The organism is Pseudomonas orientalis (assembly GCF_002934065.1).
GTDB classification, from domain to species: Bacteria; Pseudomonadota; Gammaproteobacteria; order Pseudomonadales; family Pseudomonadaceae; genus Aquipseudomonas; species Aquipseudomonas orientalis_A.
Genome location: NZ_CP018049.1, coordinates 4,840,709 through 4,853,870, shown reverse-complemented (window position 1 = coordinate 4,853,870; position 13,162 = coordinate 4,840,709). Strand labels below are relative to the sequence as shown.

Annotated in this window: 8 protein-coding genes and 1 pseudogene; 7 read left to right on the top strand and 2 right to left on the bottom strand. The window is 61.4% G+C overall.

The window, feature by feature from the left end; genetic code table 11:
• Positions 1-47 precede the first annotated feature (47 nt).
• Positions 48-2,579 (top strand): phosphoenolpyruvate--protein phosphotransferase, encoded by a 2,532-nt coding sequence (ptsP, locus tag BOP93_RS21860; protein WP_104504633.1) that lies wholly within the window; start codon positions 48-50, stop codon positions 2,577-2,579.
• A gap of 2 nt (positions 2,580-2,581) precedes the next feature.
• Positions 2,582-2,869: a PTS transporter subunit EIIB gene (locus BOP93_RS21855; RefSeq protein WP_104504632.1), complete on the top strand. Its 288-nt coding sequence runs from the start codon at positions 2,582-2,584 to the stop codon at positions 2,867-2,869.
• A gap of 130 nt (positions 2,870-2,999) precedes the next feature.
• Here the strand turns inward: BOP93_RS21855 and mltF are convergent, their stop codons facing one another.
• Entirely contained in the window at positions 3,000-4,460 is a 1,461-nt protein-coding gene (gene mltF, locus BOP93_RS21850; RefSeq protein WP_104504631.1) for a membrane-bound lytic murein transglycosylase MltF, read from the bottom strand.
• A gap of 286 nt (positions 4,461-4,746) precedes the next feature.
• On the opposite strand from mltF, the gene purL reads away from it, so the two are divergent.
• From purL to BOP93_RS27515, 5 genes and pseudogenes are all read left to right on the top strand, one after another.
• Entirely contained in the window at positions 4,747-8,643 is a 3,897-nt protein-coding gene (gene purL, locus BOP93_RS21845) for a phosphoribosylformylglycinamidine synthase (protein WP_104504630.1), read from the top strand.
• 4 nt (positions 8,644-8,647) lie between these two features.
• Positions 8,648-8,959: an NGG1p interacting factor NIF3 gene (locus BOP93_RS21840; RefSeq protein WP_065887506.1), complete on the top strand. Its 312-nt coding sequence runs from the start codon at positions 8,648-8,650 to the stop codon at positions 8,957-8,959.
• Positions 8,960-9,208: 249 nt separating this feature from the next.
• Positions 9,209-9,325, top strand: a pseudogene (locus tag BOP93_RS28330) (DUF6124 family protein); the annotation flags it as partial.
• A gap of 212 nt (positions 9,326-9,537) precedes the next feature.
• On the top strand, positions 9,538-10,476 hold the full coding sequence (locus BOP93_RS21835; protein WP_104504629.1) for a pectate lyase: 939 nt from the start codon (positions 9,538-9,540) through the stop codon (positions 10,474-10,476).
• 246 nt (positions 10,477-10,722) lie between these two features.
• Positions 10,723-11,244, top strand: a complete 522-nt coding sequence (locus tag BOP93_RS27515) for a hypothetical protein (RefSeq protein ID WP_157943539.1) — start codon at positions 10,723-10,725, stop codon at positions 11,242-11,244.
• A 195-nt stretch (positions 11,245-11,439) separates the two neighbouring features.
• Here the strand turns inward: BOP93_RS27515 and nagE are convergent, their stop codons facing one another.
• Positions 11,440-13,146, bottom strand: a complete 1,707-nt coding sequence (nagE, locus tag BOP93_RS21825) for an N-acetylglucosamine-specific PTS transporter subunit IIBC (protein ID WP_104504627.1) — start codon at positions 13,144-13,146, stop codon at positions 11,440-11,442.
• Positions 13,147-13,162: the final 16 nt, after the last annotated feature.

Sequence of the window (13,162 nt, the reverse complement as noted above, 5' to 3'; positions counted from 1 at the left end):
TTGATCTTTGTTTCCCATGAATTTAAAGAACAACAACAGGTGAAGCCATGAACCCCTCTCAACCCGTAGAACTGCTGGCACCCCTGTCCGGAATGCTGCTGGCGCTGGATCAGGTGCCGGACCCGGTATTTTCCAGCCGCATGATCGGTGATGGTGTGTGCATCGATCCCACCTCGCAGACCCTCTGTGCACCGCTCGCCGGAGTGATCAGCAATATCCAGGACAGCGGCCATGCGGTCAGCGTCACCGACGACAACGGCGTGCAGGTGCTGATGCATATCGGCCTGGACACCGTGAGCCTGGCAGGCAAGGGCTTTACCCGCCTGGTCGAAGAGGGCCAGCGGGTGACGGCCGGCCAGCCGTTGATCGAGTTCGACGCCGACTATGTGGCGCTCAATGCGCGCAGTCTGTTGACCTTGATGCTGGTGGTCAGTGGCGAGCCGTTTGTGGTGCTGGCGGCGCAGGGCGACATGGTTGAAGAGGGCTGTCCGGTGCTGCGACTCTCGCCCGGCGAGGCAGCGGCAGACGCGAATGAACAGCAGGGCTCGGCGCTGTTCTCCAAACCGCTGACCTTGCTCAATGCCCACGGCTTGCACGCTCGCCCTGCGGCGGTGCTGGCCCAGGCGGCCAAAGGCTTCAGTTCGAGCATCTACCTGCACAAGCAGACCCAGAGCGCCAACGCCAAGTCGTTGGTGGCGATCATGGCGCTGCAAACCGTGCAGGGCGACACCTTGCAGGTGAGCGCGGCGGGGGAGGACGCTCAGGCCGCGATCCGGGCGTTGGCGGCGTTATTGGCCGAGGGCTGTGGCGAAGCGGTGGCGGCGGCGTCCGAGCCGGTCGAACCTGTCGCGCTGGTGTCGTCGGCCACGCTGCTGCGCGGCGTGTGTGCGTCACCGGGCTCGGCGTTCGGCCAGGTGGTCCAGGTGGCTGAACCTGAGCTGGTAGTCAATGAAGTCGGCGCAGGCGAAGCCACCGAGCGCGATGCATTGATGCGGGGTCTGCTGGCGGCCAACGAGGCGTTGCAACGCTTGCAGGCCGGCGCCGCCGGCAGTGCCCAGGCCGATATCTTCCGCGCCCATCAGGAGCTGCTTGAAGACCCGACGCTGCTCGAGCAGGCTCACCTGTTACTGGCCAAGGGCAAGAGCGCAGCATTCGCCTGGAACAGCGCCACCGCCGCCACGGCTAAATTGTTCCAGGGCCTGGGCAATACGTTGCTCGCCGAGCGTGCGGCAGACCTGTCCGACGTCGGCCGGCGCGTGCTTGAACTGATCCTGGGTGTCGAGAATCGCGCCTGGGCGCTGCCGGAGCAGGCGATCCTGATCGCCGAGCAACTGAGCCCCTCGCAAACCGCGAGCCTCGATACCAGCAAGGTATTGGGATTTGTCACAGTCGGCGGCGGAGCGACCAGTCACGTCGCAATCCTCGCCCGTGCCCTGGGCATGCCCGCCCTCTGCGGTGCGCCTGCTGACATATTGGCGTTGGCCGAGGGTACGCACGTGCTGCTCGACGCCGACAAGGGCGAACTGCACCTGGCGCCGGATCAGGTCGACATCGACCACTTGCAGGCGGCCCGTGAGCGGCAGGGGTTGCGACGTGAGCGCGAAGTGGCCGAGGCCGCCCAGGCCGCCGTCACCCGCGACGGCCATCACGTCGACGTCACGGCCAACGTTGCCTCGTTGCAGGAAGTGGAGCAGTCCCTGGCGCTGGGCGCAGAGGGCGTCGGCCTGCTGCGTTCGGAATTCCTCTACCTGGACCGCAACCGCGCGCCCAGCCCGGCCGAGCAGGCCGGCACCTATCGTGCGATTGCCCGTGCCCTTGGCGCCGAGCGCAATCTGGTGGTGCGCACCCTGGATGTCGGCGGCGACAAACCGCTGGCCTATGTCCCGATGGAAGCCGAAACCAACCCGTTCCTGGGCTTGCGCGGTATTCGCCTGTGCCTGGAGCGCCCGGAACTGTTGCGCGAACAGTTTCGCGCAATCCTTGCCTGCGCCGGGCTGGCGCGGCTGCACATCATGTTGCCGATGGTCAGCCTGCTTTCGGAACTGCATCTGGCGCGCAAGGTGCTCGAGGAGGAAGCGCGGGCACTCGGGCTCAGCGAGTTGCCCAAGCTGGGCATCATGATTGAAGTGCCGTCCGCCGCGTTGATGGCGGATGTGTTCGCGCCCCATGTAGATTTCTTTTCCATCGGTACCAATGACCTGACCCAATACACCCTGGCCATGGACCGCGACCACCCCCGCCTGGCGAGCCAGGCCGACAGTTTTCACCCGGCGGTGCTGCGCCTGATCGCGGCCACGGTCAAGGCCGCCCATGCCCATGGCAAGTGGGTAGGCGTCTGCGGTGCGCTGGCCTCCGAAACCCTGGCGGTGCCGGTGCTGATCGGGCTGGGCGTGGATGAACTGTCGGTCAGCGTGCCGTTGATCCCGAGCATCAAGGCCACCGTGCGTGAACTGGACCTGGCCGACTGCCAGATCATCGCCCGCCAGGTGCTGGGCCTGGAAGAAGCCGGCCAGGTGCGTGAGGCCTTGCGCCTGTACCACGCCGCCACCGTTGAAACCTCATCTGTCGTGGAGCATTGAGCATGTTCGAGAAATTGCAGCAGGCGTTCTGGAAAGCCCTGACGCCGGATCTGATTGCGGAAACGGTCGCGGCGCCGGCGGGGGAGAGCCTGTTACCGGTCGATGTGTTGAATGCATTGGGCGGCGAGGCCAACCTCACGTCGCAACAACGCGTGGCGCTGACGCGGGTGCGGGTGCAGTTGAAAGAGGCGGGGCGGTTGGATGAGGCTGCGCTGAAGGCAGCGGGCGTACCGGGCGTCATGGTGTTGACGGGAGGCGTCGTCCATCTGCTGACCGGTCTCCAATCCTAGAGCCGATCCAAATGTGGGAGGGGGCTTGCCCCCGATAGCGGTGGATCAGTCACCTTATGCAGTGACTGACACTCTGCTATCGGGGGCAAGCCCCCTCCCACATTGCTCTATGGTGTCTGGAGCATCGGGTTTATAACTGCGGGGTCTCTTCCGGCGGCTTGGTCTTGTCCACACCCGGCACATGCAGATCGCCTTCCACCACCTGGTTACCTTCCAACTGCGGCTGGGTTACCCAGGTCAGAATGTCGTAGTAGCGGCGGATGTTCGCCACAAAATGCACCGGCTCGCCGCCCCGGGCATAACCGTAGCGCGTCTTGCTGTACCACTGCTTCTGCGACAGGCGCGGCAGCATTTTCTTCACATCCAGCCATTTGTTCGGGTTCAGGCCTTCCTTCCTGGCCAGAAGGCGCGCGTCATCCAAGTGGCCGGTGCCGACGTTATAGGCGGCGAGGGCAAACCAGGTGCGGTCGGGCTCGGCGATCTTGTCGTCCAGCTCGTCCTTGATCCTGGCAAGGTACTTGGCGCCGCCCATGATGCTTTGCTTGGCGTCCAGGCGGTTGGACACACCCATCGCCTGAGCGGTGTTCTGGGTCAGCATCATCAGGCCGCGCACGCCGGTCTTGGAGGTGACCGCCGGTTGCCACAGCGATTCCTGGTAGCCGATGGCCGCCAACAGTCGCCAGTCAACCTTTTCTGCCTTGGCATAAGTTCGAAAGTGCTTCTCGTACTTGGGCAGGCGCTGTTGCAAATGCTGGGCGAAGGTATAGGCGCCGACATACCCCAGTACATCCACGTGCCCGTAATAGCGATCTTTCAGACGCTGCAGGGTGCCGTTTTTCTCGACCTTGTCCAGGTAACTGTTGATTTCGTTGAGCAGGCTGTTGTCCTCACCCGCGGCCACGGCCCAACTCTGGTTGCTGGCATTGCCCAGGTCGAAAGCCACCCGCACATTGGGGAAGTACACCTGGTTCATGGCGACTTCATTGGAGTCCACCAGGGTCAGGTCGATTTGGCCTTCGTCGACCATGCGCAGCAGATCGACCACTTCAACGGCGTCGGATTCTTCATATTCGATGGCCGGGTTCTGTTTTTTAAGCGCCGCCAGCTGCTCGGCGTGGGTGCTGCCCTTGAGCACCATGATCTTCTTGCCCACCAGATCCGCCGCGTTGGTCGGGCGCGACTGGCCGTTGCGGTAGATGATCTGCGGCGTGACTTCGAGGTACGGGTGGGAAAAACGCACCTGCTGCTGGCGCTGTTCGCTGCTGACCAGGCCGGCAGCGGCGAGCACCGGGCCGTTGGGCTTGCCCAGTTGGCCGAACAAGTCATCAAGGTTGTCGGCGGTTTCGATTTTAAGCGTAACGCCCAGGTCGTCGGCAAAGCGCTTGACCAGTTCGTATTCGAAACCGGTTTCACCGTTGCGATCCTGGAAATACGTGGCAGGACTGTTCCGGGTGACCACCCGCAATACGCCATCCTCCTTGATTCGCTCGAGCGTGCTGGGTTTATCAACACAGGCGCTGAGCATCAGGAAGAGTCCGGTTGCGATGAGCCATTTGGCGCATCGCGGGCGTAAAGCAGTTGGGGAGAACATCTGCGCAGTATACGCAAACGGCCCACGGCGCCATATCTCGACAGCGGCACACTTGTCTGCTAGTCGCTGCAAAACTGTGCTGTATCCCGCAGAAACGCGGCCTGGCGCGTGATTGTGACGGTTAAAATATCTGCGCCCGAGGCCATGGATTGTCCCTCGTCGCCGCGCAAACCGTGCCAACTGACGTTCGGCAGCGGCCAGCGGTAGCGTTTCGGGTGCCGTTGGCGAAGGTTTACGCTAGAATGCACGGCCTCAAAGCACACCCCTTCCCGAGGCTGTCCCGAAGATGTTGATCCTGCGCGGCGCTCCTGCCCTTTTTGCCTTTCGCCACAGCAAACTCCTTGAGCAACTGAGCCAGAAGGTTCCAGCTGTTACAGGCCTGTACGCTGAATTTGCTCACTTCGCCGACGTAACCGGCGTCTTGACCGCCGACGAACAGCAAGTGCTCGCACGCCTTCTGAAGTACGGCCCAAGCGTTCCCGTTCAAGAGCCGACCGGTCGCTTGTTCCTGGTTCTGCCGCGGTTCGGCACCATCTCGCCGTGGTCGAGCAAGGCCAGCGACATCGCCCGCAACTGCGGCCTGGATAAAATCCAGCGCCTGGAGCGTGGTATCGCGTTCTACGTGGCCGGCCAGTTCAGCGACGCCGACGCCGAGCTGATCGCCAGCAGCCTGCACGACCGCATGACGCAGATCATCGTCAGCCAGCTGGAACAGGCCGCCGGCCTGTTCAGCCACGCCGAGCCCAAGCCGCTCACTGCGATCGACGTGCTGGGCGGTGGCCGCGCCGCCCTCGAGAAGGCCAACACCGAACTGGGCCTGGCCCTGGCCGAAGACGAGATCGACTACCTGGTCAACGCCTTCAACGGCTTGAAGCGCAACCCCCACGACATCGAACTGATGATGTTCGCCCAGGCCAACTCCGAGCACTGCCGTCACAAGATCTTCAACGCCAGTTGGGACATCGACGGCCAGAGCCAGGAAAAAAGCCTGTTCGGCATGATCAAGAACACCTACGTGATGCACAGCGAAGGCGTTCTGTCGGCTTATAAGGACAACGCCTCGGTGATCGTCGGCTCCGTCGCCGGCCGCTTCTTCCCGGACCCGGAAACCCGCCAGTACGGCGCGGTGCAGGAGCCGGTGCACATCCTGATGAAGGTTGAAACCCACAACCACCCGACCGCGATTGCCCCGTTCCCTGGCGCAGCCACCGGTTCGGGCGGCGAAATTCGTGATGAAGGCGCAACCGGCCGTGGCGCCAAGCCCAAGGCTGGCCTCACCGGTTTCACCGTATCGAACCTGCAGATCCCGGGCTTTGAACAACCGTGGGAAGTGCCGTACGGCAAGCCCGAGCGCATCGTTACTGCGCTGGACATCATGATCGAAGGCCCGCTGGGCGGCGCTGCGTTCAACAACGAGTTCGGGCGCCCGGCGCTGACCGGTTACTTCCGTACCTTCGAACAGTCCATCACCACCCCCCGTGGCGATGAAGTGCGCGGCTACCACAAACCGATCATGTTGGCCGGCGGCATGGGCAACATCCGTGAAGAACATGTCAAGAAGGGCGAGATTCTGGTCGGCTCCAAGCTGATCGTGCTCGGCGGCCCGGCCATGCTGATCGGCCTGGGCGGCGGCGCAGCGTCCTCCATGGCCACCGGTACCAGCTCGGCGGACCTCGACTTCGCTTCCGTACAGCGCGAAAACCCCGAGATGGAACGCCGCTGCCAGGAAGTCATCGACCGTTGCTGGCAGTTGGGCGACAAGAACCCGATCAGCTTCATCCACGACGTCGGTGCTGGCGGTTTGTCCAACGCCTTCCCGGAACTGGTCAACGATGGCGAGCGTGGTGGCCGTTTCGAACTGCGCAATATTCCAAACGACGAGCCGGGCATGGCCCCGCACGAAATCTGGAGCAATGAATCCCAGGAACGCTACGTGCTGGCCGTCGGCCCTGAAGATTTTGCGCGCTTCCAGGCCATCTGCGAACGTGAGCGCTGCCCGTTTGCCGTGGTCGGCGAAGCCACGGCCGAGCCGCAGCTGACGGTCACCGACAGCCACTTCGGCAACAGCCCGGTGGACATGCCACTCGAAGTGCTGCTGGGCAAAGCCCCGCGCATGCACCGTTCGGCCGTGCGTGAAGCCGAGCTGGGCGATGATTTCGACCCAAGCACCCTTGAGCTGGCCGACAGTATCGAGCGCGTGCTGCACCACCCCGCCGTGGCGAGCAAAAGCTTCCTGATTACCATCGGCGACCGCACCATCACTGGTCTGGTTGCCCGTGACCAAATGGTCGGCCCGTGGCAGGTTCCGGTGGCTGACGTTGCCGTCACCGCCACCAGCTTCGACGTGTACACCGGTGAAGCCATGGCCATGGGCGAGCGCACGCCGCTGGCCCTGCTGGACGCTCCGGCGTCGGGCCGCATGGCCATTGGTGAAACCCTGACCAACATCGCGGCCTCGCGTATCGGCAAGCTGTCCGACATCAAACTGTCGGCCAACTGGATGTCCGCTGCCGGTCACCCGGGTGAAGATGCGCGCCTGTACGACACGGTTAAAGCGGTCGGCATGGAGCTGTGCCCTGAACTGGGTATTACCATTCCGGTGGGCAAGGACTCCATGTCCATGGCCACCCGCTGGAACGAAGACGGCACCGACAAGAGCGTCACCTCGCCACTGTCGTTGATCGTGACCGGTTTCGCGCCGGTCACCGACATCCGCCAGACCCTGACCCCGCAACTGCGCATGGACAAGGGCACCACCGATCTGATCCTCATCGACCTGGGCCGTGGGCAGAACCGCATGGGCGCCTCGATCCTGGCGCAGACTCACGGCAAGCTCGGCAAACACGCGCCGGATGTCGACGACGCCGAAGACCTCAAGGCCTTCTTCGCCGTGATCCAGGGCCTGAATGCCGACGGTCACCTGCTGGCTTACCACGACCGTTCCGACGGTGGCTTGCTTACCAGCGTCGTAGAAATGGCCTTCGCCGGTCACTGCGGCCTGAACATCGTGCTCGACAGCGTTGCCGAGGATGCCGCCGAGATCAACGGCATCCTGTTCAACGAAGAGTTGGGTGCGGTGATCCAGGTGCGTCAGGATGCTACCCCGGACGTACTCGCGCAGTTCAGCGCTGCCGGCCTGGCCGAATGCGTGGCGGTGATTGGCCAGCCGATCAACAACGGCGAAGTCACTATCTCGTTCAACGGCGACACGGTCTTTACCGGTCAGCGCCGCTTGCTGCAGCGCCAGTGGGCCGAGACCAGCTACCAGGTCCAGCGCCTGCGCGACAACGTCGACTGCGCCGAGCAGGAATTCGACGCGATCCTGGAAGAAGACAATCCGGGCCTGAGCACCATGCTCAGCTTCGACGTCAACCAGGACATCGCCGCGCCCTACATCAAGAAGGGTATTCGCCCACAGGTTGCCGTGCTGCGTGAGCAGGGCGTCAACGGCCAGGTGGAAATGGCGGCGGCGTTCGACCGTGCCGGGTTCAATGCGATCGACGTGCACATGAGCGACATCCTCGCCGGTCGCGTCGACCTCAACGACTTCAAAGGCCTGGTGGCCTGCGGTGGTTTCTCCTACGGCGACGTACTGGGTGCCGGTGAAGGCTGGGCCAAGTCGGCGCTGTTCAACAGCCGCGCCCGCGATGCGTTCCAGGGTTTCTTCGAGCGTAACGACAGCTTCACCCTGGGCGTGTGCAACGGTTGCCAGATGATGTCCAACCTCAGCGAACTGATCCCGGGCAGCGAGTTCTGGCCGCACTTTGTGCGTAACCGTTCCGAGCAGTTCGAAGCCCGTGTCGCCATGGTGCAGGTGCAGGAATCCAACTCGATCTTCCTGCAGGGCATGGCCGGTTCGCGTATGCCGATCGCCATCGCCCACGGTGAAGGCCATGCCGAGTTCGCCAGCGAAGAAGCCCTGCTCGAAGCCGACCTGTCCGGCACCGTGGCCCTGCGTTTCGTCGACAACCACGGCAAGGTCACCGAAAGCTACCCGGCCAACCCGAACGGCTCGCCGCGCGGCATCACCGGCCTCACCAGCCGCGACGGTCGCGTGACCATCATGATGCCGCACCCGGAGCGCGTATTCCGCGCCGTGCAGAACTCGTGGCGCCCGGAAGAGTGGAACGAAGACGGCGCCTGGATGCGCATGTTCCGCAATGCTCGCGTGTGGGTGAACTAAGGCGGTGTACAAGCTCGCGTTCTTCGTACCCGACAGCCACGTGGAGACGGTGAAAACCGCCGTCTTCGCAGCCGGCGGCGGGCGCATCGGCGACTACGACAGCTGCGCCTGGCAAGTGCTGGGCCAGGGCCAATTCCGCGCGTTGGACGGCAGTCAGCCGTTTATCGGGCAGGTCGGCCAGGTTGAAGTGGTCGAGGAGTGGAAGGTTGAGCTGGTGGTGGCGGATGCGTTGATTGTGGCTGTAGTGGCTGCGTTGAAACTGAGCCATCCGTATGAGACACCGGCGTATGAGGTGTGGCAGTTGGCGGATTTTTAATCGGCTGGCTGCATAAACAGGAAACCCGCTGGGCCAGTTTGGTCGGCGGGTTTTTTGTTGCCTTTCAAGGCCTCATCGGGGGCAAGCCCCCTCCCACATTCAACTGCATTCCAACGATGAAACTCGGTCAACTGTGGGAGGGGGCTTGCCCCCGATGGCGTCCGCCCAGGCGCCCCAGACATTTCCGACAAGCCTTTCAGGTTGCCCGTCGGAACCTGTCTCAATAGCCTCCCTGCGACTATCTCGATTGTCGACGGCCCCCAGCGTGATGCAGTGCTGTGGATTCATCGGATGGTGGAGGGCATTCAGTTGATGGTGGATCGAGTGCCGGACCCTCACGAAGTGTCAGCAGCCCCCGCCAACTGATCATTCTCGCGCCGAGCATGGCAACGATCAATCCACGCTTGACGCCATTTCTTTCACATGACACTGTATAAATGTACAGCGTGTGGGGCTGCGGTACTCTCTACGTTCGGTAGGTTGCGCCGCCACTCATCCCACTGTGCACATGACCAGGACGGTCATGTTTCATTCTTGACCCGATCATCGGGTCCCATGTTGAAAGAGAGGGAACTCCTATGTCTTATCCAGAAAGCAAACTGACCGGCATGACCGGCTTCGCCAAAGCCGCTAAAGTCACTGGCGGCTGGTCCGGTCCGGTTGTCAGCATCACTAACCTGGATCAGCTCAAAACCAATATTGCCGGTTCCACACCCCGCGTGCTGGTGATCAATAGCAATATCTCGGCGTCCAGTTTGACCAAGGTCTCCATGGGTTCAAATAAAACCCTGGTCGGTTCGTTCCAGAACCGCACGCTCAACAACATTCACTTGCGTGCGACACCTGAGTCGCAAAACATCATTTTTCAGAACATCGTTTTCCAGCACTCGGCGGGTATCAAGGCCAATGATGATATCCAGCTGTACCTCAACTACGGCAGCAAGTACTGGATCGATCACTGCTCCTTCGTCGGCCATGACTGGTCCGCCAACGATGGCAGCCTCGACAAACTGTTATACATCGGCGACAAGGCCGACTACGCGACCATCAGCAACTGTTTTTTCGGCAACCACAAGTATGGCCTGATCCTAGGCCACCCGAGCGATGACAACAACACAGCCTTCAATGGTTTCCCACGGCTGACTATTTGCCATAATCGCTTCGAGAATATGGAAGTGCGCGCACCGGGGTTGATGCGTTATGGCTACTTCCATGTCTATAACAACTACATCAACAAGTTTCATCTCGGCTTTACCCTGGCGCAAAACGCCAACATTCTTTCCGAGAGCAACCACTTTGGCGAAGGCAGCGCAAGCAACGGCATGTTGGATGATAAAGGCAACGGTACGTTTACCGATATTGGCAGCGTGCCTGCTATCACGAATCAGAAGTCGCCCAAAGCGCAGTGGACCGCGACGTCCAATTACACCTACACCTTGAAGACTGCCGCGCAGGCAAAGGATTTCACCGTCAAGAATGCGGGGGCCCAGTCGGTAAGCCTGGTATTCGGTGGCTAAAGCCTGGAAGCTCAGCCATCCCGATGAGATACCGGCGTGACGTGTAGCAGTTGGCGGATTTCTAATCTGTGGGCTGCATAAACAAGAAACCCGCTGGGCCAGTTTGGTCAGCGGGTTTTTTGTTGGCTGTCAGGGCCTCATCGGCGTCGTGACAGGCGCCCCCGATCTTTCTGACAATACCCAGCGGTTGCCGCTCGGAATCAGCCCCATTAGTTTGATCGACTCATTTAAGCTGAGCCACACCTCATGGACGATACCGAACACCTCAATCGCGAAAGCGACTTTCAAGAAACCCTCAAAGACGCTAGACAAGACGAAACCGTCATCTGGAATAAAGTCCAACAAGTCAGTTCCCACAGCCATGTCGCACTCTGTCTTTTGAACGGCACTGCACGCACATTTGAACTCACTGCTGCCAGCTGGGACATCGGTGCCGCGCCAGAGGAATACCTCCTCCATCCTTGGAGCTATCTGACATTCGTTCTGCGAGCACAAATACCTGTCTTTGCCCGAGGACGAGTGTCTACCCAGGCAACACACCGCTTTACCTATAAAAGTGGTGACCAATCCTTCGAGTTCTCGACCTGGCTCAAGGTCAGGAAAAAATACCAAGCCTTCTCTTTTGCACCGGATACCGTCGCTCAAAGAGAGCACTCAGTTCGCTCCACCGGTAAAGCTCAGTTGCTTTGTTTTTCAGCGATTACCCAAGCCATGGCCAATCGGCCCTATCACTACGCGGTGGCTGTCAGTCTTGGGGGGCAATACTGAGGCTACCGAAATTGTTGATTGGTCGGAGATTGTCGGAACCCGCTAGCCCAGTTTGGCCAGCGGTTTTTTTGTTGGCGGTTCTGGCCTCATCGGGGGCAAGCCCCCTCCCACATTTTGATCGGTGCCTGACTTGGCAATGCGGTCAAGTGTGGGAGGGGGCTTGCCCCCGATGAGGCCAGAACAACCACTACACCTCTAAACCCTGGCGCCGACCTCACGGCCACTGACCAACCGCTCCAACGCCTCACCCAACCCGGATGCCCTGTCGCCCATCAACAGATGCCAAACACCGCTGTCGAGCTGACTTACCCCCTGGCAGCCCAGCGCAGTGAGCTGAGCCTCAGACAACCGCGAATCATCCCCCAACTCCACCCGCAACCGGGTCATCGCCACTGCTTCCACCTGGCGCACATTCTCTCGTCCACCCAGCGCGCTCAGCCATTTCTCGGCCTCCTGCACATGCACCGTCACTGGCTTATCCACAGGCGCAACCGCTACAGGCGCTGCCGCAACAAACCCCGGCATGGCCAAGCGAATTTCATCAGCAATGCTATCGGCCATGGGCCCGACGACCACCTGCAAGCTGCCGCCATTACCTGGCCGTACGACAGCCATGGCGCCCAGCGCTTTGAGTTCAGCATCCACTGCCTTGTTGCGATCCACCATGTCCAAGCGCAGCCGCGTGGTGCAAGCACCCACACTCAGCAAGTTCTCAGCACCGCCCAACGCCTGGATGTAGGCCGTCGCACGCTGGTTGTCGCTCATGGCCTCGGCCTGCACCACCTGGATATCTTCACGACCCGGCGTCTTGAGATTGAAGCGGCGGATGCAGTAGGTGAACACCGAGTAGTAGATCAGCGCGTAAGCCAAGCCAACCGGGAACACCAGCCAGCCATTGGTGGATTTGCCCCAACCGAGCACCATGTCGATAAACCCTCCGGAGAAGGTAAAGCCGAGATGGATATTCAACAGGTTGGTGAGCGCCATCGACAGGCCAGTCAGCAGTGCGTGGATCAGGTACAGGAACGGCGCCAGGAACATGAACGCAAATTCAATCGGTTCCGTCACGCCGGTCAGGAATGAGGTCAGCGCCATCGACAGGAAAATCCCGCCCATCACTTTACGGCGCTCCGGCAGCGCGTTGCGGTACATCGCCAGGCACGCGGCGGGCAGGCCGAACAGCATCACCGGGAACATGCCGGTCATGAATTGGCCGCCTTTCGGGTCGCCGGCGAAGTAGCGGGTCAGGTCGCCGGTCACCACCGCGCCGGTTGCCGGGTCGGTGAAGGTGCCAAACACGAACCACGCCATATTGTTGAGGATGTGGTGCAGGCCGGTGACGATCAGCAGGCGGTTGAACACGCCAAACACGAAGGCGCCCAGGCTACCGCTTTCCATCAGCAATACGCCGAAGCTGTTGATGCCGTGCTGGATCGGCGGCCAGATCAAACCAAAGATCACGCCCAGGCCCACCGCCGAAAAGCCGGTGACAATCGGCACAAACCGTCGCCCGCCAAAGAACGCCAGGTACTCCGGCAGCTTGATGTCCTTGAAGCGGTTATACAGCGCGCCCGCCATCAGGCCACTGGCGATACCGGCGAGCATGCCCATGTTGATGGAGGTGTCCATCACCTTGAGTGTGGAGATCATCACCAGGTAGCCAATCGCCCCCGCCAGGCCGGCCGTGCCGTTGTTGTCGCGGGCAAAGCCCACGGCAATGCCGATGGCGAAGATCAGCGCCAGGTTGGCGAAGATCGCCTGCCCGGCATCGTGCATCACCGCGATGTTGAGCAAATCGGTGTCGCCCAGGCGCAGCAACAGGCCGGCGATCGGCAGGATCGCAATCGGCAGCATCAGGGCGCGGCCCAGGCGTTGCAGGCCTTCGATGAAATGTTGGTACATGGCGTGTCTCCCTATT